At 46.1% G+C, this 23,428-nt stretch carries 21 protein-coding genes; 17 read left to right on the forward strand and 4 right to left on the reverse strand.

The features are described from left to right. The first annotated feature begins 119 nt into the window (after nt 1–119). Together AC3IRK_RS04280 and AC3IRK_RS04285 are read left to right on the forward strand one after the other, a co-directional pair. Entirely contained in the window at nt 120–1,097 is a 978-nt protein-coding gene (locus AC3IRK_RS04280; protein WP_131973222.1) for a BMP family lipoprotein, read from the forward strand. Next, the gene (locus AC3IRK_RS04285; RefSeq protein WP_489170441.1) at nt 1,094–2,743 is read left to right on the forward strand and encodes a methyl-accepting chemotaxis protein; all 1,650 of its coding nucleotides are present in this window, start codon (nt 1,094–1,096) and stop codon (nt 2,741–2,743) included. The genes AC3IRK_RS04280 and AC3IRK_RS04285 overlap by 4 nt, the downstream gene beginning before the upstream one ends. A gap of 65 nt (nt 2,744–2,808) precedes the next feature. On the opposite strand, the gene AC3IRK_RS04290 is transcribed toward AC3IRK_RS04285, so the two are convergent. Both AC3IRK_RS04290 and AC3IRK_RS04295 read right to left on the reverse strand, forming a co-directional pair. Beyond that, the gene (locus tag AC3IRK_RS04290; protein WP_489170442.1) at nt 2,809–4,065 is read right to left on the reverse strand and encodes a murein hydrolase activator EnvC family protein; all 1,257 of its coding nucleotides are present in this window, start codon (nt 4,063–4,065) and stop codon (nt 2,809–2,811) included. A 320-nt stretch (nt 4,066–4,385) separates the two neighbouring features. Next, nucleotides 4,386–5,135, reverse strand: a complete 750-nt coding sequence (locus tag AC3IRK_RS04295; RefSeq protein ID WP_131973219.1) for an SDR family NAD(P)-dependent oxidoreductase — start codon at nt 5,133–5,135, stop codon at nt 4,386–4,388. Nucleotides 5,136–5,303: 168 nt separating this feature from the next. Here AC3IRK_RS04295 and AC3IRK_RS04300 point away from each other — a divergent pair, with 168 nt between their 5' ends. The 3 genes from AC3IRK_RS04300 to AC3IRK_RS04310 all read left to right on the forward strand — a co-directional run bounded on the left by AC3IRK_RS04300 (nt 5,304) and on the right by AC3IRK_RS04310 (nt 7,106). Beyond that, nucleotides 5,304–5,738, forward strand: coding sequence for a YkvA family protein (locus tag AC3IRK_RS04300; protein WP_026829007.1), 435 nt, complete (start codon nt 5,304–5,306; stop codon nt 5,736–5,738). Between the two features lie 144 nt (nt 5,739–5,882). Continuing rightward, entirely contained in the window at nt 5,883–6,467 is a 585-nt protein-coding gene (locus AC3IRK_RS04305; RefSeq protein WP_131973218.1) for a DedA family protein, read from the forward strand. Nucleotides 6,468–6,479: 12 nt separating this feature from the next. Continuing rightward, nucleotides 6,480–7,106: an HAD family hydrolase gene (locus AC3IRK_RS04310; RefSeq protein ID WP_188005230.1), complete on the forward strand. Its 627-nt coding sequence runs from the start codon at nt 6,480–6,482 to the stop codon at nt 7,104–7,106. Nucleotides 7,107–7,155: 49 nt separating this feature from the next. Here the strand turns inward: AC3IRK_RS04310 and AC3IRK_RS04315 are convergent, their stop codons facing one another. Then, nucleotides 7,156–8,217 (reverse strand): PTS sugar transporter subunit IIC, encoded by a 1,062-nt coding sequence (locus AC3IRK_RS04315; protein WP_131973216.1) that lies wholly within the window; start codon nt 8,215–8,217, stop codon nt 7,156–7,158. A 190-nt stretch (nt 8,218–8,407) separates the two neighbouring features. Between AC3IRK_RS04315 and AC3IRK_RS04320 the strand changes: the two genes are divergently transcribed. Beyond that, the gene (locus AC3IRK_RS04320) at nt 8,408–9,400 is read left to right on the forward strand and encodes an NADP-dependent oxidoreductase (RefSeq protein ID WP_489170443.1); all 993 of its coding nucleotides are present in this window, start codon (nt 8,408–8,410) and stop codon (nt 9,398–9,400) included. Nucleotides 9,401–9,468: 68 nt separating this feature from the next. Here AC3IRK_RS04320 and AC3IRK_RS04325 read toward each other — a convergent pair whose 3' ends face one another. Then, nucleotides 9,469–9,630 carry a hypothetical protein gene (locus AC3IRK_RS04325; protein WP_165871660.1) on the reverse strand — a complete coding sequence of 54 codons (162 nt, stop codon included), beginning with the start codon at nt 9,628–9,630 and terminating at the stop codon, nt 9,469–9,471. 279 nt (nt 9,631–9,909) lie between these two features. On the opposite strand from AC3IRK_RS04325, the gene AC3IRK_RS04330 reads away from it, so the two are divergent. The 11 genes from AC3IRK_RS04330 to AC3IRK_RS04380 all read left to right on the forward strand — a co-directional run bounded on the left by AC3IRK_RS04330 (nt 9,910) and on the right by AC3IRK_RS04380 (nt 23,427). Then, nucleotides 9,910–12,552, forward strand: coding sequence for a glycosyltransferase (locus tag AC3IRK_RS04330; RefSeq protein ID WP_131503939.1), 2,643 nt, complete (start codon nt 9,910–9,912; stop codon nt 12,550–12,552). Beyond that, nucleotides 12,552–13,556 (forward strand): methyltransferase domain-containing protein, encoded by a 1,005-nt coding sequence (locus AC3IRK_RS04335; RefSeq protein ID WP_131503940.1) that lies wholly within the window; start codon nt 12,552–12,554, stop codon nt 13,554–13,556. Before AC3IRK_RS04330 ends, AC3IRK_RS04335 begins: the two co-directional genes overlap by 1 nt. Next, nucleotides 13,448–14,770: a glycosyltransferase family 4 protein gene (locus AC3IRK_RS04340; RefSeq protein WP_255508425.1), complete on the forward strand. Its 1,323-nt coding sequence runs from the start codon at nt 13,448–13,450 to the stop codon at nt 14,768–14,770. Before AC3IRK_RS04335 ends, AC3IRK_RS04340 begins: the two co-directional genes overlap by 109 nt. Continuing rightward, entirely contained in the window at nt 14,767–16,005 is a 1,239-nt protein-coding gene (locus AC3IRK_RS04345) for a glycosyltransferase (protein WP_489170445.1), read from the forward strand. Before AC3IRK_RS04340 ends, AC3IRK_RS04345 begins: the two co-directional genes overlap by 4 nt. 300 nt (nt 16,006–16,305) lie before the next feature. Continuing rightward, complete coding sequence (locus AC3IRK_RS04350; RefSeq protein WP_489170446.1) at nt 16,306–17,598, forward strand: nucleotide sugar dehydrogenase; 1,293 nt, start codon at nt 16,306–16,308, stop codon at nt 17,596–17,598. Further along, nucleotides 17,595–18,395 (forward strand): ABC transporter permease, encoded by an 801-nt coding sequence (locus tag AC3IRK_RS04355; RefSeq protein ID WP_214854085.1) that lies wholly within the window; start codon nt 17,595–17,597, stop codon nt 18,393–18,395. The genes AC3IRK_RS04350 and AC3IRK_RS04355 overlap by 4 nt, the downstream gene beginning before the upstream one ends. A gap of 11 nt (nt 18,396–18,406) precedes the next feature. Further along, nucleotides 18,407–19,237 carry an ABC transporter ATP-binding protein gene (locus AC3IRK_RS04360; protein WP_214854082.1) on the forward strand — a complete coding sequence of 277 codons (831 nt, stop codon included), beginning with the start codon at nt 18,407–18,409 and terminating at the stop codon, nt 19,235–19,237. Nucleotides 19,238–19,260: 23 nt separating this feature from the next. Beyond that, the gene (gene wecB / locus AC3IRK_RS04365; protein ID WP_131973213.1) at nt 19,261–20,361 is read left to right on the forward strand and encodes a non-hydrolyzing UDP-N-acetylglucosamine 2-epimerase; all 1,101 of its coding nucleotides are present in this window, start codon (nt 19,261–19,263) and stop codon (nt 20,359–20,361) included. Beyond that, nucleotides 20,358–20,852, forward strand: a complete 495-nt coding sequence (locus tag AC3IRK_RS04370) for a hypothetical protein (RefSeq protein ID WP_131973212.1) — start codon at nt 20,358–20,360, stop codon at nt 20,850–20,852. The genes wecB and AC3IRK_RS04370 overlap by 4 nt, the downstream gene beginning before the upstream one ends. After that, complete coding sequence (locus tag AC3IRK_RS04375; protein WP_131973211.1) at nt 20,842–22,230, forward strand: MBOAT family O-acyltransferase; 1,389 nt, start codon at nt 20,842–20,844, stop codon at nt 22,228–22,230. The genes AC3IRK_RS04370 and AC3IRK_RS04375 overlap by 11 nt, the downstream gene beginning before the upstream one ends. Before the next feature lie 15 nt (nt 22,231–22,245). After that, nucleotides 22,246–23,427, forward strand: a complete 1,182-nt coding sequence (locus AC3IRK_RS04380; protein ID WP_131973210.1) for a DHHW family protein — start codon at nt 22,246–22,248, stop codon at nt 23,425–23,427. Nucleotide 23,428 lies beyond the last annotated feature (1 nt).

Below are 23,428 nucleotides of genomic sequence, written 5' to 3' on the forward strand. Positions count from 1 at the left end.
TTGGTTGTGAACAGGACATGCTTTTTTATTTTGGGATAATTCTGAATTTGATTTTTAGGTTAAGAAGTCAGACAACCTTTCCGATAATCAATTGTAGAACAGTGAAGGGAAGTGGAAATATGTCAAAACGATTCAGTTTGTCCGTACTAGTATTGACAATCGGTCTGGCAGGTTGTGGAAGTATCATCGATGATCCGCAACAAGCAGTGAAGGAGCGTCGAAAAATGGCAGTCGTTTTATCCGATGTCGGATTAGGAGATCAATCGTTCAGTGATGCAGCGATGAGCGGCATGTCCTTACTGCGTGAAAAAGAAGACTGGTTCATTGATTATAGAGAATTAAGTGAAACAAAGTCATATGAAGCGGCATTTGCCACATTAGCCAAACAACAGCCGACCGTTGTCGTCGGTCTCGGTTTCATGGGACAGGCAGACCTGGAGAAAGTCGCCAAACAGTACCCAAAACAGCAGTTTGCACTGATTGATGCCGTGTCGGAACTACCGAATGTATTATCCGTCACATTTAAAGAGGATGAAGGCAGTTATCTGGCGGGAGCAGCGGCAGCGATTCAGTCCGACAGTGAAACGATTGGTTTCATCGGCGGTATGAAATCACCGCTCATTGAAAAGTTTGAAAAAGGCTACCGGGCCGGTGCAACCGCGATTAATCCGGACATCCGTGTCCTCGTTGATTATGCGGAAGACTTTGCTGCGCCGGACAAAGGACGGGAACTGGCAAACGCTCAAATGAAAAAAGAGGCGGATGTTTTATATGCGGCGGCAGGGCTTACCGGAAGTGGTGTTCTGGAAGCGGCAGAAGAAAAAGGAAATAAGGCCATTGGTGTCGACAGTGATCAAACGGCAATTGCACCGGACGCAGTCATGACGTCGATGTTAAAACAGGTCGATCTTGCGATTACGAAAATTGGCGACAGCGTTAAGGCATCGGGTCTTCAATCCGGTCAAATCGTGTTAGGGGTCAAAGATGGAGCCATTCAATTAGCACCGATTCGTAATGCCAACTTTACAGCAAAAGAACTGCAACGACTCGAACAATTGAAACAAGAAATACTGGAAGGCAAGGTGAAGGTCCAATGACGTTACGAAAACGATTTTTAATTTCGACGCTCGTGACGATTGTCAGTGTCGTCGCCCTGATGGGTTGGACATTATTCGAGCTGCGGCAAATCCAGTCCTACAATGAGGATTATGGAAAACAATTAGTCGAGATTTCAGAACTGGAGACCAAGTTACTGTATGAGCAGGCGGCCTGGAACCGGTTAGCAAGCCAGCCGTCAGAAAACCAAAAAGAACAGGCACTTGCCTTAAGTAAAAAAAATGAAAAAGCTGTTGATTCATTACAAAAAACTTATTTGATTGATCGGTTTAAACTCGATTTGAATCGTGCCAAAATGAAGTATACGGTCTTAGCAGAGAAACGGACGACATTATTAAATGAGCTCAATCCAATCGCGATCCGTTCCCATGCAGCTCAGGTGGAAGGGGTATTAAGCGATTTATACACGTTACATACGAAGAACGGTGAATTTTACGATGTACTGCAACAAGAAGCGAAAGACAAAACGTTGAATCTGACGCGTTCAGTTTTAATCGCGACATTCATCCTTTTGATTGCATTAGCACTCTACAATTGGTACTTTGCTCGGAGCATCACCCGTCCAATCAGCCGGGTCGTTAAAACAGCGGAACAGATTTCACAAGGGGATGTCTCACAACAACTCCAGGTATCAGGACGGACGGATGAAATTGGCCGTCTTGAGTCAGCAATCGCCCAAATGCAAGGGACATTGCATGGCGTCATTGGAACGATTAGCCAAACGTCGACGACCATTAATCAGATGAGCGAACAGGCGACAGCTGAAAATGCCAATATCGTTGAAGTATCCGGAAACATGACACATGCCATCAATGAAATGGCCAGTGGTACGCAAACCGTCTCAGATGACTTACAAACGACCGTCAGTACGATCACGGATATGAGTACATTGTTCGAACAAAGTGAACAACGGGCGCAACAGGCATTGAGTCAAGGACAGCTCGCCGATACGACGATGGGGAAAAGTGCCACCATCATGCAGGAACAAGCGGAATCACTGACGACGGCTACTCTCCAAAATCAGGAACTCGGTCGCAAGTTGGCTGGATTCTTACAACAAACACAGCAAATCGAACAGATGGCACAACTCGTCTCAAGTGTCTCGGCACAAACGAATTTACTATCGTTAAATGCTGCAATCGAAGCAGCACGGGCAGGAGAGGCGGGACGCGGGTTTGCTGTCGTTGCGAGTGAAGTGAAAAAGCTGGCGGATGAAACACATCAAGCAACCCGCTCTATTTTCTCTTTGGTTCGTTCAATTCGGGCAGACGGAGCAATTTTGCAGGAAGCGTTACTTCAATCTGAAAAAGAACAAGCACACCAAGTTCAAAACTTTGCAGAGGTGACAGCAGCATTCGAAGAAACCCGGGGACATGTGACGGATGTAACGGAAGCTGTTCAGTTCATGACAACGCAGCTGCTTCAATCGAAAGACCAGGCCAATCAAGTGGTCAATCAGGTCAGTTCAGTCAGTGGCGTGATGGAAGAATTGGCTGCGGGGAACGAAGAGGTCGCAGCGTCGATGCGTGACCAACAAGCATCATTTGAACAAATCCATCAGTTGATGCTGGAACTGGAACAAACGACGACTTCACTCGATCAACAAACCAGCCAGTTCAAACTGTAATTCAAAAAGAAACATCAAAAAATCCCTCATCGGAGTTATTCCGGTGAGGGATTTTGCATCAACAGTTAAAAGAAGTCACTTGGATTCAGTTCGTTTGTCCGGCCATTGGCATTGTATTGATAACCGCCGTCATGAATCTCAAAATGAAGGTGGGGACCGGTTGAATTTCCGGTACTTCCAAGGTTACCGATTTGTTGTCCTTGTTTCACCTGTTGACCTTGTTTGACGGTCAGGGAATTCATGTGCGCATAAACGGTCGTGTACGTTTTTCCGCCGATGCCGTGCGACAGATACACGTGGTTACCGTAAGGACCGCCTGAGCTTGCCAAAATGACAGTTCCACTCGCAGAAGCAACGACTGGCGAATTCAGTGGACCTGCAAAATCAATCCCGTTATGATACGCATAGCCGTTACTTCCGCTGGCAGCACCCATTCCTTGTGAAATGGAACCGGCAGCCGGTTTAATGAACTTTCCAGTTGCTTTGGAGAGGACTTTTGTACTTGCTTTTGTAACAGAAGCAGGTTGCGCCGATTGCGCGGCTGCTTGTTTTTCTGCTAGTCGTGCAGCTCGGGCAGCTGAACGGGCCGCAGCTTCTTGTGCCTTCAATTGAGCGGCTGCATCTTTTAGGCTCAAGATGTTCGTTTCGATGGAACGTTTTTCTGTCTTCAAGCGTTTCAGCAACGTTGTTCGTTTGATTTTTTCTGCCGTTAATTCACGTTGTTTCTTTTTTAGAAGCGTGCGATCATCAATCAAATCGACACGGGTTTGCTTCAATTCTTTTTGAGCAAGTGCCAATTGATGTTTGTTGTGTTCGTAATCTTTTAATAAAGAAGCATCGCTTTCAGCAATCGTATTAAAGGCATTAAACCGGCTGATCATATCGCCGACATCCTTGGCACCGAAAACGGCTTCGAGAAGCGGATCCTCATCTGCTTTCGACTGGCGGACTGCTAACCGGTCTCCTAACATTTTTTCCTGCTTGTTGATCTTTTCGCGCAAGGCATCAATTTTTTGTTCCAATCGTTTGATCTGTTTACGATTGCGATCAATTTTTTGTTGATTTTCAACGACCTGCAATGTCAATCCATTGATTTGTTGATCAAGGGCATAGACTTTTTGCTGGGCTTTTGACAATTGAGCTGTCTTTTTTGAGAGTGCCTGCTTTTGCTTTGACTGTTGTTGCTGGTTTTGCTGCTGTTTTTCTTTATAAGAACTTGCTGCTCCGACCGGATGGGCAAGTGGACTGAAGAGTAATGTCATCGTCATGAGGGACAGACCGAGTGTTTGTTTTAAAGATGATTTCATAGTTGAATCAATCATTCCTTCCTTAATCAGATACATTTTTTAAAATGTTACCTGTTCTACTCTAACAAGAAATAGGTCAAGTCTCCGTTACAGTTTCATTAAAAATATTATATGGAAATTATCAGGGAGTAACATTCCTTTTTGTAAATCATTTTTTGAATTTTTTCAAAAGAAAGAGAAAACTGTTGGCAAAACAGGAAAGAAGAAAAAATAAAAAAAGTGAATACCAGGATTCACTTTTAAAAAAGGCGTGATATGTTTTTGTAATATTAAGAAGAAGTGAAAAAAGAAGCGTTTGATGCATCAACAAAAAGGTTATAAAAATTAGTTTTGCTTTATTCTTCGTAAATCATTTTTCGTGTCATTCCGCCGTCGAGAACCAATGTTTCTCCCGTCAGGAAGTCGTTATCAGGATTCGTCAAAAACAGAGCAGCCCGGGCGACATCTTCAGGTTTTCCGACTCGTCCGGCCGGGTGCTGACTATGATCTTCTGGTGAAAGTTCATGATAATTTCCGGTTTCAATCCATCCGGGAGCAATGGCGTTGACCAAAATCCGGTCGGGTCCTAAAGAAACGGCCAAAGCATGCGTCAGTGCTACAATCCCGCCTTTAGTAGCCGCGTAAGATTCCGTATCCGGCTCGGACATAAAGGCACGGGTGGAGGCCAAATTGACAATCCGTCCACCGGCCGGGTTTTTCTTCAGATAAGGGGCGGCGGCTTTTGTCGTTAAAAAGATGCTCCGCAGATTGGTATGTTGAACACGGTCCCATTCATCGATCGATAATTCAAGTAACGGTTTACGAACCATGATGCCGGCATTGTTAATCAGGATATCAACTCGACCGGTATGTTCGATGGCTTTATCAATCAATAGGTTGACGTCTTGTTCATCTTGAACATCCAAATGATAAAAATAAGCGGTTCCGCCGTCGGCTTCGATTTCTGCTGCCAGGTCATCACCCGTCATTTGATCAATGTCGGCAAGAATGACTGATGCGCCTTCCTTGGCATAAGTCTTGGCAAGTGTTGCTCCAATGCCATTGGCGGCACCTGTGATGATGACAGTATGATTGATATGATTCATTGTAAATTCCTCCTGGGGAATGTGTAGTTGGGTAGACTGCTATAATCAGATAGCCGAAAATGAATCGATTAAAACATACTGGATCCTTGAAGAAAGGATTATCCAGATAGGCATTAGGGAACATAAAAGGTAGCTAACGCTACTATTATGTTGAATGGGGGATTTTTGATGGATTTATCAAATCAAAAGCTCGAAACAGAACAAGAAAAATATGCAGATGAAGCTAAAGCGTACATCAATCAACCTAAAAAAACGAATTCGATGCTGAAACGAGCAATTGATAAAATAAATAAAAACTCAAGTTTATCAGTTGTGTTCTCGCCGGTCCGCTTATTTGTCGACATGGTTCGCTCTTACCAATCAGGAGAATATCGAAATATTCGCCGGACGACGATTTTGAAAGTCATCGGTGCTTTGATCTATCTCGTTTCTCCGATTGACCTGGTCCCTGATTTTGTACTTGGATTTGGTTTTGCGGATGATATCGCCATCGTTCTGTTCGTGACAAAAACAGTGTTTGAAGAATTGACACGTTTTAGTGACTGGCAAGATGAGCAACAAAAAGCAAGCACACAACCGCTTCAAAGTGAAGATGCGTATTAATCGGATGGATTGATCCTACCCTGCCGCTGACATGGAGTCAGCGACGGGGTTTTTAGCCGTGAAACCGAACACGATTTCTGTACGCTACCTCAAAAGTTCGTTACACTGGAGTTAGAAGAAAAATCCAGTGAAAGGGGGGGAATCATGGCTTGGCATTCGTGGATTGAATCGTATGGCTATTTCGGAATGATGTTGACGTTAATGTTTCCATTTTTACCGAGTGAAGTACCGTTAGCTTATGCGGGCTACCTGGTACATACGACGCAATTTAATCTCATTATCATGTTGATCGTCGCAGTACTCAGTTTCGTGATTAGTCAAAACATCTTTTTTACGATTGGTCGGCTCGGAAGTGACCGTCTGCTTGCCCGTGTATTTAAATGGTTTCGGATTTCTGAAACGAAGATGAATCAGTTTCAACGTCAAATGGACACACGCGGCCGTTTTATCCTGTTGTTGTCGCCGATGTGGCGGATGGGATTTGCCATCGGGGCCGGATTAACAGGTGTTTCACGGTGGACGTTCACAGTTGCCACGACAATCTCCTTTTTTGCCTGGTCAGTCTTTTTCATTTGGGGCGGGAAAAAACTGGGGCATGGTATGATGGGACGGCATCATGAACTCCATCACTATACACCTTGGTTCATCGGGTTATTCGTATTCGGAGCCGGATATGTCTATTTCCGGAAGAAAACGCTTATGAAAAAACAAAACGCTTTAAAAAAATAGAGGAGTGTTCATATGGCAGTGATTTTATTTGATATCGACGGAACATTGATTGATTCAACCAATCAAATGACGGAGGCAATTCATTTGGCGATGGAAGATATGCCGCATCTTGTCAAACCATCAAAAGAGAGTGTGCAGTCCAGTTATGGTTTGGCAGGGAATGCTTTTTGGAGAAAAGCGATTCCGGATGCTTCAGAAGAAGATATTCGCGCGATTCGAAAAAAACGTCACCATCATCTAGAACAGACGATGGCGGGACAGGATGTTTTGTTTGACGGGATTCGTGAGACGTTAGAAACGTTAACCAAACATGGACACATCGTTTCGACAGCAAGCAATTGTGGCGTTCACTATTTGAATCTAGTGCTCGACAGTCAAAACATTCGCTCGTATTTCACAAGTCCGAAATGTCTGGAGTCGGTTCAAGGGAAACAAAAAGCCGATATTCTAGCAGCCCATCGAGATGAATTCGGAGCGGTCGAATATTTGATGGTGGGAGACCGTTCATCGGATGTCGAAGCAGCACGGATCCAACAGATGCCCGTTGCGATTTGCCGGTTCGGTTTCGGAACGGAACAGGAGTGGAATTCGGCTGATTATCAGTTAGAGACACCGATGGACGTATTGAAATACGTGTAATAAAGATACAAAAAAGAAGCGATGCTGACAGCGTCGCTTCTTTTTTGTATCAATCAAAATCGAGCCGGTATTGTTCATGATTTGTCCATGGACGGAAACGACGGAATAAGTGGTGGAATAAGAGACAAAGAAGAATCGGTAAAATGATGAAGAGTCCGAAGACAACCGAGATATTGCCCCATGTCCAACCGCCGGTCATTAAATGTAACGCATTGATCGGTCCGATCAGGCCTGACATGCCGAAACCGGCACTGAACGGGGTTCCTTGAATCCCAAGAACACCAGCCAGTCCGCCGAGAACTGCTGCACTGCACATGACAGGTAAAATCATGATAGGGTTTCGGATGAAATTTGCCATCTGGATTTTAGGAGATCCTAAAAAATGAGCAATAGAAGTACCCCGTGAATTGGCTTGCCAACCGGCAATCGCAAGTCCGAAACCGGCGGCACAGACACCTAAGTTGGCAGCACCGGCGGCAACACCGGATAAGCTGATTGCAGTTGCGATTCCGACGGTCGACAACGGAGAGACAATCAGGACAGAGAAGATGACGGCTAACGTGATGCCCATCAACACAGGTTGAAGGACCGTAAAATGAGTAATCAACTGACCGATACTGGCAGTGATTTTTGTGACATAAGGATAGGTCAGGACACCGATTCCGCCTGCTCCGACAATAATTAAAGTCGGAATGACGAGGACAGTATACGTTTTAAACCGATTGCCGATCCACATAACGAGAGCCGTTGCAATGGCAGCCGTTAGTCCGGCATTGATGACATCCCCCGTGCCGACGAATAAGTAACCTGCTGTATCGGTCCGGCTGGCGACACCTGATCCAACGACAGTCGCGAGACCAATCGATGTAGTCTCGATGGGCGACGTCTTAAACTGCATCGCTACGGCGACACCAATCACCATCGGTAACAAACGCATCGCAAGCGCGGTAGAGTCGATGATATGTTGGGCGGGAGAAAAGTACGGAAGCAAGGCTTTGGCGAGTTCGCCAAGTAAGGCTCCAGGGATAAGTGCAACTAAAATCCCGATACTAAGACCGTTTAACACATGGATTCCGAATTGGCGGTCAAACCGTTTCGAAGTTGTCTTCATAAAAATCACTCCTTATGTATCACTTTTGTGCATAACAGTATAAAAGCGATGAATTGTGTTTAATCATACGAAAGTCCCTGTAGCACGTCAAGGTAAAAATGGAATTTTCTGAAAAAATTAAGGCAAAGTATTCGCACTCACAGGATAGGACTGCTAGAGTGAAAGAGTAAAAATCGGGGAGGGAACAGTTATGTCAGAACAACAAATCGTATTAGCCAACAGACCGGACGGACGTCCGACACGGGAGACGTTCCGGTACGAAAAGATTGAACTGAATGAGTTGCAAACGGATCAAGTCCTGTTAGAGACGCTTTATATCTCAGTTGATCCATACATGCGGGGACGAATGAACGATTCCCGCTCTTACTCTCAGCCATTTGAACTGGATGCACCGATTCAAGGAGGCGTAGTCGCACGTGTCATCGAATCAAAAGCGGATACACTCGAAGTCGGCGACATCGTCGTCGGAATGCTTGATTGGGCAACAAAATTAGTCGTGGACGCCAAACAAGTCCGTAAAATTGATGCATCATTGGCACCTGTCTCAACGGCACTTGGTGTACTTGGGATGACTGGTATGACGGCTTATTTCGGATTACTGGATATCGGGAATCCACAGCCCGGTGAAACGGTTGTCGTCTCGGCAGCAGCCGGAGCAGTCGGCTCGATTGTCGGACAAATTGCTAAAATCAAAGGTGCACGGGTCGTCGGTATTGCGGGAAGTGATGAAAAAATTCAGTATCTCAAAGAAGAACTCGGATTTGATGAAGTCATCAATTACAAAACGGAGCAAATCGGAGAAGCACTCGATCGGACCTGTCCGGACGGCGTCGATGTCTATTTTGAAAATGTCGGCGGGGAAATCGGTGATGCAGTACTCAACCGCTTAAATCCATTTGCCCGTATCCCGGTCTGTGGAGCAATTTCCGGTTACAATGAAAAAGAAGATGTTGGGCCACGTGTGCAATCCAAACTGATCATCGCCCGTGCCCGGATGCAAGGTTTCTTAGTCGGAGATTACGGAAAACGTTTTAAAGAGGCAGCGGAACAGCTGGGGCAATGGGTCAATAACGGTGAATTAAAGTATGAAGAAACGATTTTTGAAGGGTTTGATCAAGTGCCGGATGCGTTTCTCGGACTGTTTGATGGTTCGAATACAGGAAAATTGTTGGTCAAGTTATAAGAAGACGTCAAAAAAGGTTTTGCTTTCCTTTATGGGAGAGCAAAACCTTTTTTTATGGAAAATCCTATTTATTGATCAGCGGGATCTTTTTTTAATTCTTCCAAGTCTGGATCCGGATGCTGTGTTTCAGCCGGTTTGATACCGGGATCAGATGTTTCCGCGGGTTCCGGATCCGGGTGTAAACCGACATCTGCTGTTTTGTTTGGCAAGTCTTGTTTTTTATCCGTCATGATTCTGTCATCTCCCTTATCATCAATACTTTTCTTTTACATTTACCCCAATTGATTGTTCTAAAACGAAAAGCGACAGGTTTGAGTTCATTGTTTTGTGCGAAACACGTTGTGAACCAAATCGACTCCACGCATTTTTGTCCTGATTTCATGACGAATGTCCGGAAAACCGTTAAAGGCTTCACCAAGTCTTTACAAAAACCTTGCAGATCCTTTAAGTCTCCTTTGAACTGGACTCGTAGACTGATAGGGAGATGAAAGAAGGAAGGGTGTATACGCGTGAGTGGACAACAATTTAAAAAAGCAGTCATGAAACAACTTCAATGGGTACGCGAGGAGAAGCAACGGCTTCGATTGGAATCAAAGGCAAGTGTTGCTTCCATTGAACGTTTACAGAAACTCCCGGTACTGACGATGAAGACCGGAATCCGGCCTAATACTTCCGGACGTCCTTCAACAACAACGACTTATCACGAACAAAGTAACAGCGGATTGTTACAGGAGATTGCATATGCAGATATTCCCCTGCACAGCGGAACGCGTTATTTTGAGCAGCGGCCACTGGAAGTCGCCATCGTCTGTTCCGAATTCATGTATGCCTACTATCAAGATGCGCTCCACTTACACTACGTCAATCCGGCAACGTTTGAAGAGGTATTTGAAAAACCGATTGACCTGTTCCTGGTCGTATCCTCATGGAAAGGACTTCAGGGAGATGACTGGAAAGGTGTCGCCACACCGACCTCCAAAAAACGGGCCCGTCTGATGGAAATGATTCGGCAGGTGAAGGGGAAAGAAATACCGGTTGTTTTTCAATCGACAGAGGATCCAAGCAACTTTGACCGTTTTAGTGATGTGGCAAAGGAAGCGGATTATATTTTGACGTCAGACGAAGCGATGATTCCGGAATATCAGGTGTTATGCGGGCATGACCGGATTGAAGCGACGACGTTCGGGGTGAATCCAATCATCCATAATCCGATTGGTGCGACACGCAGTCGAAATAAACACGTGTTGTTTGCCGGCAGCTGGATGGCAAAGTATCCGGAGCGTGTCAAAGACACCGAGATGTTATTTGATGGTGTCTTACGTTCCGATCATACACTCGATATCGTTGACCGCAACTATCAGTTGAACTTACCGGATTATCATTTTCCGCAACGTTACGTCTCGCGCGTCGCACCATCGATTCCTTATGAGACATTGCAACAAGTCAGTAAGTGTTATGACTGGGTGTTGAATTTAAACAGCATTAAATATAGTAAAACGATGTGTGCACGACGAATCTATGAATCCCAAGCACTCGGAAATCTGATTTTGTCGAATTACAGCATCGCCGTCAACAATGATTTTCCGAACGTGTTTACCGTCCATGATCATCAAGAGGCGCAAGCGATTTTAGAACGTACGACCGGGGATGACGTGAAGCGACTCCGGGCAGAAGGCATTCGTTCCGTCATGTCATCCCATACCGTCTATGACCGGATTGATCAGATGGCCCGCTTGCTGAAATTACCTGTCCAGCCGTTGCGACGAAAACTCCTGGTTGTCTTACGAAAAGTGACACCGGAGCTAAACCGGATGCTAGAACACCAAACCGTATCACCGGATTGGATTTACCGCGAAGAAGACCTGACGAAAGAATTATACGAGCAGACCGATTTAGTCGCTGTACTTGATGGGACGGAGTCATACGGAGAGTACTACCTTGAAGATTTAGTGAACGGATTTAAATACAGTGATGCCAGCATTGTCCGTAAAACAGCTCAAGATGAGATACCATTCGTCATTCAGGACGAGCTGGGCCGGACGGGTGGCAGTATGATTTGGCGTGCTGACTTTTCTTATGAACAGTTCAGTGAAGGGAAGATGGCAGGCAAAACATTGCTTCTTGATGCACTCGAGTGGAACGAACAAGGGAAGTCATCTGCTGTTGAAACACCGATACTGTCCGTCGTCGTGCCGATTTTTAATAATGGATATCATCTCACGTATAAATGCTTTGCCAGTTTAAAACGAATGGATCGATTTGCCGAGACGGAAATTATCTTAGTGGATGATGGATCAACAGACCGGATGACGTTACTAGCGATTAATCGTCTCGCGCGACGACACGGCAACGTCGTAACCTACCTGTTCCCGACAGGCGGAAGCGGCAGTGCGTCACGTCCGCGCAATAAGGGTGTTGAACTGGCGCGTGCCGAACGGATTGCGTTCCTGGATCCTGATAACGAAGTGTTGAGTGACCGGTATGCCGAATTGTTGAAGGAACTCGATCAAGACCCGACACTCGATTTTGCAGTCGGACATATGAAAAAGCTGGCCGAAAAAACAAGTATCATCGCTTTACCGAAAGTTCGGAAAGAAGGACGGATGGTTTGCGATCAACCTAAAACGTATTTGCTAGAGAACCGCTTTTCCGTCCAAAGTATTCAAGCGTTAGTCGTCAAGAAAAGCTTTTTGCAGAATCATCAGCTGGAGCAAGTCGTCGGAGCCGTCGGACAAGACTCCTTGTTTTTCCAAGAAATGATGTTGCATGCGGACCGTGTCTTACTCGTCAACCGTGTCATTCATTATTACTACGCCGCAGTAGCAGGTTCGACTGTCAACTCCCTGACCGTTCGCTTCTTTGAACGCAGCGTCGTCCGGGAAAAGGCCCGGGCTGAAAAGTTTGCACGTTATGGTGTCCTCGATGCCTACAAAGAAACCCGCTTCGAACACTTTTTTGAACATTGGTATTTGGTGAAACTTCGTTACTGCAGTGATAAAGATTTTGGTCCGAGCGTCGCGCTCCTCCGAATGATTGTCGCTTTTTATGAACCGGTGACATTGACGAATCCGTTGATCCGCCGATTCGTTGAACTTGCGGATAAAAAACAGACTGATGCTATTCAAGCATTGTTATTAGAGGAGGTACGGTGATGCCGACAAAACAGATGACACGACCAAAAGATGAAATCCGTGCCGCTTATTATGACCAACTCGGAGTCCAGTTCGGAAAAAAAGTCCGCTCACGGATTCACTGGATTATTCGCGAGACAAAGGGCAGTCAGATTCTCGACATCGGTTGTTCAGGAGGACTCGTCCCGATTTTACTCGGTCGTGAAGGGAAACAGGTTGTGGGAATCGATGTCTCACCGGAAGCCATCACAGAGTCAAGACAAGCATTGGAAAAAGAAGCACGTTCGGTCAAAGAGTTGATTCAGTTTGAAGAAGCCAATCTGATGACGTTTTCAAACAGTCAACGTTTTGATACGGTCTTGATGACGGAAGTTCTCGAGCATATCGGCGAACCTGAACGTTTTGTCCAAAAAGCCTGTTCCTTCCTGAAACCGGGTGGACGGCTTGTCGTAACGGTTCCGTTTGGTGTCAATGACTATGCTGACCATAAGCGGACGTATTATTTACGTCATTTGTTGGAGCAATTGACACCCTATGGAACGATTGATCGATTGGAGCGGATGGACAAGTGGTTAGGCGTGATTGTGACGCTTCATGAGGAAAAACAACCGGTCCGCAGTATGACGAATCAAGAAATCGACTGGTTGGAAACGGCTTTTGAAGCAATCGAGCGGATGCATTTGACTGAAATCGTTCGATTAAAAAACCAGCAAAAGAAATGGGAGCAGAAACAGCTGAAACAGCAGACCAATGAGCAGGAATATGCGGAGTTATCATCAGAACATGAGCGGCTGTTACAACAAGTGACCGAACAAGAAGAAACGATTGCACTGTTGGCACAACAGTATCAGTTGGTCCTCGAACGGTATGAAGGAGCACTTGTATCGAATCTGGATGTCTTGGAGGCGAATACGCAATGGAAATTAAAATACCGATCACTGGCAAATTCAAAACTTGGAAAAATCGCCGTCCGTTACTGGAAGTTCCGACGAAAGCTCAAACAAAGACGGGCCCGGAGACGATGAATGTGTTGATGATCTGTCAAAATTTCTATCCGGAAATCGGCAGTGCTGCCAATCGGATGAAAAATATCTTTAAACGGATGGAACAACAAGGAAGTAACGTCCACGTCCTGACATCAGAACCACTGTACCCGACGGCGGAATTGTATACGGACGCGATGTTTTGGGACGAACCAAGTTTGGATGCAGCTAACATTACCCGGATTCAACCACGTGACCTGCGGGCGACGACAAACTTATGGCGACGGCTCCGGTTGTTTTTAGAACAGTTTGTCCTGGCGGTCCGGGAAGTACGGCAGGATCAAAAACAGTATAGCTACATCTATGCGACGACGCCTTCCATCTTTATGGGACTGGTCGGAGTCGTTGCCAAGTTCATCAAAAAAGCACCACTCGTGTTAGATGTCCGCGATTTGTGGCCGGAATCACTGGTCGGTGTCGGTATCACGAAGTCACGTGTGTTGCTTGCCCCGCTCTACTGGCTTGAGAAATGGATGTATCATCGGGCCGATCAAATTGTCATCAACAGTGAAGGGTTTCGTTCGTATATCGAGAGCAAAGGGATCGCACCGGAGAAAATTCATTACATTCCGAATTCAATCGAAGAAAACGAATGGTTGATTAAACGGAGGAAAGTGTCGGAGCAGGTCCGCGTCGTCTATACGGGCAATATCGGATTGGCACAGGATGTGTTCTTATTGCTTGATGTAGCGGAGCAATTACAAGAGGATGGAAACATTGAATTTCACGTCGTCGGATACGGCTACCATAAAGAAAAGTTTGAAGAACATGTCTTAAAACGCGGACTGACGAATATTCATTTCATGAACGCGATGCCGAGATGGGACGCGCTGAAACAACTTGCGAAAAGTGACATCGCCTTTGCGACGTTAGTCGAAAGTACGGCATTCGATACGGTAACGCCCGGGAAAATCATCGACTATATGGCAATGGGATGTGCGATTGTCGGAGCCGTTTCAGGACATGCGGCAAAAGTGATTGAAGAGGCCGGTGCAGGATTCGTCTCACGGGAGCGGTGTCGTGAGACAATCGTCGGACAAATCCGGTATCTCGCAGAACATCCGGAAGCGCGTGAAGCAATGGGCCAATCGGGTATAGCGTATGTTCAGACCCATTTTGACTGGGAACAAAATCAAGAACGATTGTTTGAAGCGATTCGTAAAACTAATTTTCAAGTAGTAGGGGTGAGTGAATGAAACGGGTCGGGATGTTTGTTTGGAATACGTTTACGAATGATGCACGTGTTTTACGGGAGTGTACGGCACTCGCGGAAGCAGGGTATCACGTCGATTTATATTGTCTAAATGATGGCACATTACCAGCGATGGAGTATCACCCGAGCGGCTTTCAAATCATCCGAATTGAACGGACACCTCCTTTTGAAACAATCCTTCGTCGTCTGAAGAAGCGTAACCCGGTTACGCTTCTGGCTGGCGCAGGATTGTTCTTGTTCGTTCCTTGGCTGATTCCGGTTGCCGTCATTCTGTATATGTTGCAGAAAAGCCGGTTTATCCGCTATGCACTTTATAACAGCTTCGGGATTGTCCGGATGACACGGGCAGCACGTAAGCGGAACTACGATATCATGCATGCCAACGATTTAAATACATTACCGCAAGCGATTTCGGCCGCGAGAGGGGCAAAAATCGTCTACGATTCGCATGAAGTCCAGACGGATCGGACGGGCTACGGAAAAGGACAAGGCGGTTTAGAACGTCATTTATTACGATTTGTGGATCAGACGATGGTCGAAAATGAGACACGTGCCGATTACCACTTAGCCCTTTACGGAGAGCGACCGGCCGTGTTGCACAATTATCCATTTTATCAAGAAACGGTACCGGAAGCACGCCCGCTCCGTCAAGAACTCGGAATGGACGAAAACGAACCGATTTTATTGTACCAAGGCGGTATTCAGGAAGGACGGGGGCTCGGGCGGTTGATTGAAGCGATGCCGTTGATTCGAAACGGCACACTGTTGTTCATTGGCGACGGAAAAATCAAACCGGAGCTTCAACGGCTGGCGGCTGCGTCCTCAGAACGAGAACGTATTCATTTTATGGATAAGGTACCGCTTGATCAGTTACCGAGTTATACAGCAGCAGCGACGGTTGGGTTTCAAGTGTTAGAAAACGTTTGTTTTAACCATTATTCGGCCTCTTCGAATAAATTATTTGAATACATGTCAGCCCTTGTCCCGGTCGTGGCAGCAGATTTACCGGAAATCCGTGGTGTCGTCGAGACAGAGGCCGTCGGACTGATTGTTGACGTTGAATCACCGCAATCGATTGCCGCTGCCGTCAATCAAATCGTCGAAGAGGACGGGTTACGTCAGGCGATGAAAGAACGGACAAAGCAGGCACGGCAGAAATACAACTGGGATAAAGAAAAAGACCGATTATTGACTGTCTACCATGAATTAGTGAAGTAAATGAACGAGAACAGAATCGAGAAACAACAAAGATGCAGGTAATTCCACGCTGAAGAATGATGGAATTGATCGGATTGTGTTGTTTCTCTCGCGAATGCAACAAAAGTTCGTTGTTTATTTACAAGCTTTACAAAAAGCATAGGAAAAGGGCGGAATGTAAGGTCTGTGAAGAATGGTTTAAGAGATGGTTAGAAGCATTGGAAACACAAGCAATTATCGTTATGGTCTAGGTACAGCCACGACACAGTCAGTTTTTCTGACGTGAAGGACTAACTCGTACCTAGATGGAGGAATGACAAAATGAAACTTTGTACAATCGGACTCGGATATATTGGATTACCTTCTTCAGCCATGTTTGCAGATCACGGAACGGACGTCGTCGGGGTCGACATCGACCCGCGCATCGTTAAGATGTTGAATGCGGGAGACATTCATATTGAAGAACCGGGACTTGAAGATGTCATCAAGCGTGTCGTCGCAAACGGAAAGTTTCGGGCAACACTGACACCGGAACCGGCAGATGTCTTTTTAATTGCTGTTCCGACACCGAATTTAAATGACACGTATAAATCGTGTGACTTGAAGTATGTCCTGTCAGCCGTTCAGAATATGTTGCCGCACGTTCAAAAAGGCAACGTCATCATCGTCGAATCAACAATCGCTCCGCGGACGATGGATGATCATGTCCGACCATTGATTGAAGCAGCGGGGTTCGTTATCGGTCAAGACGTATTCGTCGTTCATTGTCCGGAGCGGGTGCTTCCGGGACAAATCTTACATGAACTCATTCACAATAACCGGATTGTCGGCGGATTGACACCGGCTTGCGCGGATGCAGGAGCGGCTGTCTATGAAACATTTGTTCAAGGTGAAATCGTCAAGACGGATGCGAAGACGGCAGAGATGTCGAAATTGATGGAGAACACGTTCCGCGATGTTAACATCGCCCTAGCCAATGAACTGACGCAAGTGTGTCATAAACTCGAGATCAACGTGCTGGACGTGATTGAGATGGCGAATATGCATCCACGTGTCAACTTGCATCATCCGGGACCAGGTGTCGGGGGACACTGCCTTGCAGTCGATCCTTACTTCATTGTCGCGAAAGCCCCGTCCCTTGCACGAATCATCCATACAGCGCGGGAAACGAATGTCAACATGCCACACTTCGTCGCAGAACAGGCCGAGCGTCTCGTCTCTTCGCGTGTTCGACCGAAAATTGCTGTCTTTGGCGTCACGTATAAAGGAAACGTTGATGATATGCGGGAGAGCCCGGCTGTCGATGTGATTGAACAATTGATTGACCGTGGACTGGATGTCGCAGTTTGCGATCCGCATGTCGAACGTTCGATTTCCTCACGTTTTGAACTAGTAGATGAAATTGAAGCGATTCAGGGAGCGGATCTTGCCCTGGTACTCGTCGATCATGATGAGTTTAAACGTTTTGATTCACGTCGTCTTGCCAACCAGATGCGGACACCACTCTTATTTGATACGAAAGGAATCGTCCAGCCGCTCGAAGACGTTACAGTCTTAAACTTCGGTAACTTGCATACGCATCAAACGACGGAAGTGGACGCAAAAGCGATATGAACGGAATTCATACAATTGGGAAAGAGCTGAAAGATCATTTTTATCTGATCTTTCGTCTTTCACTTTATGAGACAAAAAGTCTATACAGCATGCAATACCTCGGTTGGTTTTGGGAAATCATGACGCCGCTCCTGCAAATTGGTGTCTACTGGGTCGTCTTTGGTTTCGGGATTCGCGGCGGACATCCTGTTGACGGAATTCCATTTGTCTTCTGGTTGGTCAGTGGATTGATTGCCTGGTTTTTCATCGGCAGTACGATTCCGAGCGGTTCACGTTCGATTTACGGTCGGGTCGCTTTAGTCTCGAAAATGCACTTTCCGCTTAGTACAATCCCGGCGTATGTCATCTTGGCGCAGTTCTATCGCCACCTTGCCATGATTGCGTTGACGATTGTTCTGGGGATGGCATTCGGCTATTTCCCGGGCTGGCATACGTTTGAATTGTTGTATATCGTGCCGGCAGGTGTCATTTTCCTGTATGCCGTTTCACTGTTGTTATCGGCCCTTTCGACCATGATCCGTGATGTCCAAAATATGGTGACGTCAGCCATCCGGATGTTGATGTACTTGACCCCAATCATGTGGATCCCGCCGGACCACAGTTTGTTTAAGACGTTGCTGATGATTAATCCTCTCGTCTATTTGATTGAAGGATACCGTTCGGCGTTGATTGGAACCGGTTATTTACTTGATCATGTCTGGTACGGTTTCTACTTCTGGACGGTGACATCCGTGCTGTTGGTAGTCGGAGCAGCGGTCCATTTGAGATTCCGCCGGTACTTCATTGATTACGTCTAGGAGGAGAAAACATGAGTCACGTCGTATTTGAAAATGTTTCAAAACGTTACGTCCTATATTCACGCCCAATCGATAAATTAAAAGAAGTGTTGTTTGGTAAAGTCAGCGGGAAACCCTTTTATGCGTTGAAAAACGTCTCGTTTTCCGTCAAGCAAGGTGAGATTGTTGGAGTGGTCGGAATCAATGGAAGTGGTAAATCGACATTGTCGCACCTGCTTGCGAACGTGACACCGCCGACTTACGGTCGTGTGACGCTCGGTGGTAAATCCGCATTGATTGCGATTTCGAGTGGTCTGAACAACCAATTGACCGGGCGGGACAATATTGAACTGAAAGGCTTGATGATGGGATTGAATAAAAAACAGATTCAAGCCATCACGCCGGAAATTCTCGAGTTCGCAGATATCGGGGATTTCATTGATCAGGCGGTTAAGACATACTCGAGCGGTATGCGGGCAAGGCTTGGTTTTGCAATCTCGATCAACATCAATCCGGACATCCTGATTATCGATGAAGCCTTGTCAGTCGGTGACCAGACGTTTACGGAAAAATGTCTCGATAAGATGCGGGAGTTTCGTGACCAAGGAAAAACAATCTTTTTTGTCAGTCATTCCTTGAATCAAGTCAAAAGTTTTTGTACGAAAGTCCTTTGGCTCGAGTACGGAGAAGTCCGGATGTTTGGTCCGACAACGGAAACGATGGCGGAGTACAATAAGTACCTTTATTGGTACAAACAACTTACAAAAAAACAAGCGGCACATTATGTTACGAAAAAACGAACAGGGCGAAGTGATGAAATCGAGCGTTCAACACGCGGTGAAACGATTGAATTGTCGTCATGAATAACGGATAGGGGATGGAACGAATGAAACGAGTCATGTTAGTGTTCGGAACGAGACCGGAAGCAATCAAGATGGCACCTGTCGTCAAAGCATTGGAAAAACGAGAAGGAGTCGAACCGATTGTCGTCGTGACGGCACAACACCGGGAGATGCTGGATCAAGTCCTAGAACTGTTCCAAATCGTTCCGGATCATGATTTGGATTTGATGCGTCCACGCCAGACACTCGAAGAGATGACGGCACGGATTTTGAATGCGATGCGTCGTGTCCTGGAAAAAGAGCAACCGGATTTGGTGTTGGTCCATGGGGATACGACAACGACATTCGCTGCTTCACTCGCCGCCTTTTACCAACAGATTCCGGTTGGACATGTCGAAGCCGGTTTACGGACGTATCAGAAGTATGCACCGTTTCCAGAAGAAATGAATCGTCAATTGACGGGTGTACTCGCGGATTACCATTTTGCGCCGACAGATCAAGCAGCAGAAAATCTGCGCCTCGAGAATAAAAAAAGTCCGATCATCGTGACCGGTAATACCGTCATTGACGCATTAAAAACAACTGTGTCTGATGATTACACGCATCCCGTTTTAAAAAGTCTTGCAGCAAGCGGTCGCAAGTTGATTCTGTTGACTGTTCACCGTCGGGAAAATCATCTGCAATTATCGCAGATTTTTGATGCCATTGAACGATTAGCAGACAGTCATCCGGATATTGAAATTATCTATCCGGTCCATCCGAATCCGGTTGTACTCGAAGCAGCCGAACAATTGAAGCACCATCCGCGTATCCGATTAATCGAGCCACTCGATGTCTTCGATTTTCATAACTTGGCAGCCCGGGCGACGTTGATTTTGACGGATTCCGGCGGGATTCAGGAAGAAGCTCCTTCGTTAGGTGTCCCGGTTCTCGTATTACGTGAGACGACGGAACGGCCGGAAGGTGTCGAGGCCGGTACGTTGAAACTCGTCGGAACGGATCCGGAACGTATTTATACAGCCGGTCATCACTTGCTGACAGATCCGATGGCATACGACGCGATGGCGCAAGCAGCGAATCCCTACGGAGACGGGCATGCGGCTGAGCGGATCGTCGATGCTATTTTAAGTGAGGTACCGGTATGAGTTCACGACCACTGGAACTGGCGAGTTATCAATTTTTTCCGCAAGGCAACCGGGAAAAGATTTTACTTGAAGAAGATCAGAAAGGGGTCTGGTTTGATTTTCAAGAAGCCGATTCGACTAATAAATTGTACATCCAGTTGTTTGATCAAGGGTTTCAGTATCCTCCGTCAAAATTGTATCGGGCAGATGCTTCCTTTGAACAGGCGGAGACAATCACCCTCACTTGTGAATTAGAAGCAACCGAACCGTGTGATATTCAAATCTTTAAGATGCAGTACGGACAAAAAAAACGGATGCATTCCGAAACGGAATGGTTGACAGTGGACGGTCCGACTACATGTTTCTTTCAACTGAATCGAGTTAAAGGAGCCGACTATTTCAAAATCGCATTCAAATTTTTACTTGAAGGGGACATGCGGGTCCGGTTGACGATGTTACACATCAATCGGCTTGTTCCGCTCAAACAGGAGGAATCCTATCATGTTATTTAGTTCAACGATTTTTCTGTTTTTATTTCTGCCGACGGTACTGATTGTCTATTATCTGTTGCCGAGAAGCTTTCGAAATGGCTGGCTCCTCGTAGCAAGCCTTTTCTTTTATGCGTTTGGTGAACCGCGATTTGCATTATTGATGCTGTTAAGTGTCGGCATTAATTATTTCTTTGCATTATTCGTAGACGTCTACCGCCACCGCATCGGTGTGAAATGGATCATGTTCAGCATGATTGCTGTCAATTTAGGATTACTTGGCTGGTTCAAGTACAGCGGTTTTTTTGTTCAGTCTGTCAATAAGACGTTTCATGCCGATTTTTTTGTTCCGGAAATCGTTTTACCACTCGGAATTTCCTTCTATACATTTCACGCGATGAGTTATGTCATCGATATTTACAAGGAAAAGGAAGCCGTGCAAAAAAATCCGCTTGATTTAGCATTGTATATCGCCTTTTTCCCGCAACTGGTCGCAGGACCGATCGTCCGCTACAACACGATTGCGAGTCAGATTGAATCCCGTCAAGAAACCGTATCGGACTTCTCGAAAGGGGTCCGCCGATTCATCATCGGATTATCAAAAAAGTTGATTTTAGCAAATGGCTGCGGTCAAGTAGCAGATGCCATTTTTGATATGAAGGATTTATCAATGGGGCTCGCATGGATTGGGATCATTGCTTACGCCCTGCAGATCTATTTTGATTTTTCTGGATACAGTGACATGGCAATCGGACTTGCATTAATGTTCGGCTTTCATTTTCTTGAAAACTTCAACTATCCGTATATTTCGAAATCAGTGTCTGAATTTTGGCGTCGCTGGCACATTTCACTTGGATCATGGTTTCGGGATTATGTGTACATTCCGCTTGGAGGGAACCGGGTTTCACCCTGGAGACAATACCGGAACCTCGGAATCGTCTGGATGTTGACCGGACTTTGGCATGGAGCGAGCTGGACGTTCGTCGCCTGGGGCGTCTATTACGGAATCTGGATCATGCTTGAAAAAGCATTTCTCGGGAAGTTATTGGCGCGAGTCCCGGTACTGGCAACGGTCTGGACACTCGTATTGGTTCTGGTCGGTTGGGTCTTTTTCAGATCGGAAACGTTCCCGGAAGCCATCACGTATATTCAAGCAATGTTTATGCCGGACGTACTTTGGGATGACCGTGCGAGTTACCAACTTGTCCAAAACGGTGTCATCTTAGCACTTGCATGTCTTGCCGCAACACCGATTCCAAAACGGATTGGAGAACGATTTGTCCAGTCATCGGGCAAAATCGGACAGACGTTGCAATATGGATATGCGATGGTTTTGTTATTCCTCGCGACATCTGCACTGGTTGCAAGTACATTCAATCCCTTCATTTATTTCCGTTTCTAGAGAGGAGGAACACCAGTGGCGCAACCTATTGAAAAGAATCAGAAACAGACACAACCGGGAACTACGTTTGAGAAAAAGATGATGTGGCTGACGATCATCAGTTTTTTTATCATTTTGCTGACAATCGGAATTGGAACGATTCTTCGCGACGACCGTGTCAGTTCCCAACTTGAAAATCGAACACTTGCACATTCCGTTCAACCGACTATGCAAGGAGTGGCTTCCGGTAAGGATATGCTGAAGATGGAAAGCTATTTTGCGGATCAGTTATTGTTACGTGGTACTTTCGTTGAAATGCAGGCACGTCTATCGAAAAATCTGTTTCAACAGCCGTTTCGAAATGGGATCTACACTGCTGAAAACGGCTATATGATTGAACCGAGTCAAGCGGCACAACCGGTCATTCCGAGTGCTTTTCAACAGTTCACGAAAGATGTTGATCGGCCTGTCTACTTCGCACTTGCACCATCCAAGACCGTTATTGCGGAACGGGATGGAATCATTCCGGACTATGTCGCCTCAAACGCTGAGCAACGGTACAAGACGATGCAAGCCGGCTTTATGAAAGCAGGAATTACATCGATTCCCCTTGATGCGTTAAAGCTGACGGATTACTTTAAGACAGATCATCACTGGAACGTAGATGGTGCCTATCAAGCCTATGGCGAAATTATCCGTACAGTCGCCAAAACAGAACCGACGTTAAAAAAAGTAGAAGTCGATCCTGAATCAAAACGCGCATCGGAACATCCGTATTTTGGTTCACTCGCCCGCAAGACGACACTTGCGTATGCGAGCACAGGAGACAAAATTGAATATTACGATGCCGGCCAATTTAAGGGTATCGACGTCTGCTACGACAAAAAATGCGGTCAGCCGCTGATTGATGAGCAATTTATTAAGGAAGAGGGCGACTATGCCGACCGTTACGAAGTCTTTATGCGCGGTAACCACGGTATTTTATCAATGACGTCAAAAACGAAAGGACCGAAGTTACTTGTCCTCAAAGACTCCTTCGCCAATCCTGTGCTGCCGTTTCTTGCCCGAAGTGCGAATCTCGAAGTCGTTGATATCCGCTATGTCCATAAAGACTTTGATGCCTCTGAATTTGCGAAGCAAAAAAATGTGGATGCCGTCGTCTTTTTACACAATGCGAATATCGCCGGATTAATGAAGACGTATCAGCAGAAATTATAGG

Source organism: Exiguobacterium sp. GL_137 (genome assembly GCF_057834585.1).

Excerpts from the sequence above, each read along its gene's own strand:
- AC3IRK_RS04280 (WP_131973222.1), top strand. The coding sequence starts at position 120 with ATGTCAAAACGATTCAGTTTGTCCGTACTAGTATTGACAATCGGTCTG.
- AC3IRK_RS04285 (WP_489170441.1), top strand. The coding sequence starts at position 1,094 with ATGACGTTACGAAAACGATTTTTAATTTCGACGCTCGTGACGATTGTC.
- AC3IRK_RS04290 (WP_489170442.1), bottom strand. The coding sequence starts at position 4,065 with ATGATTGATTCAACTATGAAATCATCTTTAAAACAAACACTCGGTCTG.
- AC3IRK_RS04295 (WP_131973219.1), bottom strand. The coding sequence starts at position 5,135 with ATGAATCATATCAATCATACTGTCATCATCACAGGTGCCGCCAATGGC.
- AC3IRK_RS04300 (WP_026829007.1), top strand. The coding sequence starts at position 5,304 with ATGGATTTATCAAATCAAAAGCTCGAAACAGAACAAGAAAAATATGCA.
- AC3IRK_RS04305 (WP_131973218.1), top strand. The coding sequence starts at position 5,883 with ATGGCTTGGCATTCGTGGATTGAATCGTATGGCTATTTCGGAATGATG.
- AC3IRK_RS04310 (WP_188005230.1), top strand. The coding sequence starts at position 6,480 with ATGGCAGTGATTTTATTTGATATCGACGGAACATTGATTGATTCAACC.
- AC3IRK_RS04315 (WP_131973216.1), bottom strand. The coding sequence starts at position 8,217 with ATGAAGACAACTTCGAAACGGTTTGACCGCCAATTCGGAATCCATGTG.
- AC3IRK_RS04320 (WP_489170443.1), top strand. The coding sequence starts at position 8,408 with ATGTCAGAACAACAAATCGTATTAGCCAACAGACCGGACGGACGTCCG.
- AC3IRK_RS04325 (WP_165871660.1), bottom strand. The coding sequence starts at position 9,630 with ATGACGGATAAAAAACAAGACTTGCCAAACAAAACAGCAGATGTCGGT.
- AC3IRK_RS04335 (WP_131503940.1), top strand. The coding sequence starts at position 12,552 with ATGCCGACAAAACAGATGACACGACCAAAAGATGAAATCCGTGCCGCT.
- AC3IRK_RS04340 (WP_255508425.1), top strand. The coding sequence starts at position 13,448 with ATGGAAATTAAAATACCGATCACTGGCAAATTCAAAACTTGGAAAAAT.
- AC3IRK_RS04345 (WP_489170445.1), top strand. The coding sequence starts at position 14,767 with ATGAAACGGGTCGGGATGTTTGTTTGGAATACGTTTACGAATGATGCA.
- AC3IRK_RS04350 (WP_489170446.1), top strand. The coding sequence starts at position 16,306 with ATGAAACTTTGTACAATCGGACTCGGATATATTGGATTACCTTCTTCA.
- AC3IRK_RS04355 (WP_214854085.1), top strand. The coding sequence starts at position 17,595 with ATGAACGGAATTCATACAATTGGGAAAGAGCTGAAAGATCATTTTTAT.
- AC3IRK_RS04360 (WP_214854082.1), top strand. The coding sequence starts at position 18,407 with ATGAGTCACGTCGTATTTGAAAATGTTTCAAAACGTTACGTCCTATAT.
- wecB (WP_131973213.1), top strand. The coding sequence starts at position 19,261 with ATGAAACGAGTCATGTTAGTGTTCGGAACGAGACCGGAAGCAATCAAG.
- AC3IRK_RS04370 (WP_131973212.1), top strand. The coding sequence starts at position 20,358 with ATGAGTTCACGACCACTGGAACTGGCGAGTTATCAATTTTTTCCGCAA.
- AC3IRK_RS04375 (WP_131973211.1), top strand. The coding sequence starts at position 20,842 with ATGTTATTTAGTTCAACGATTTTTCTGTTTTTATTTCTGCCGACGGTA.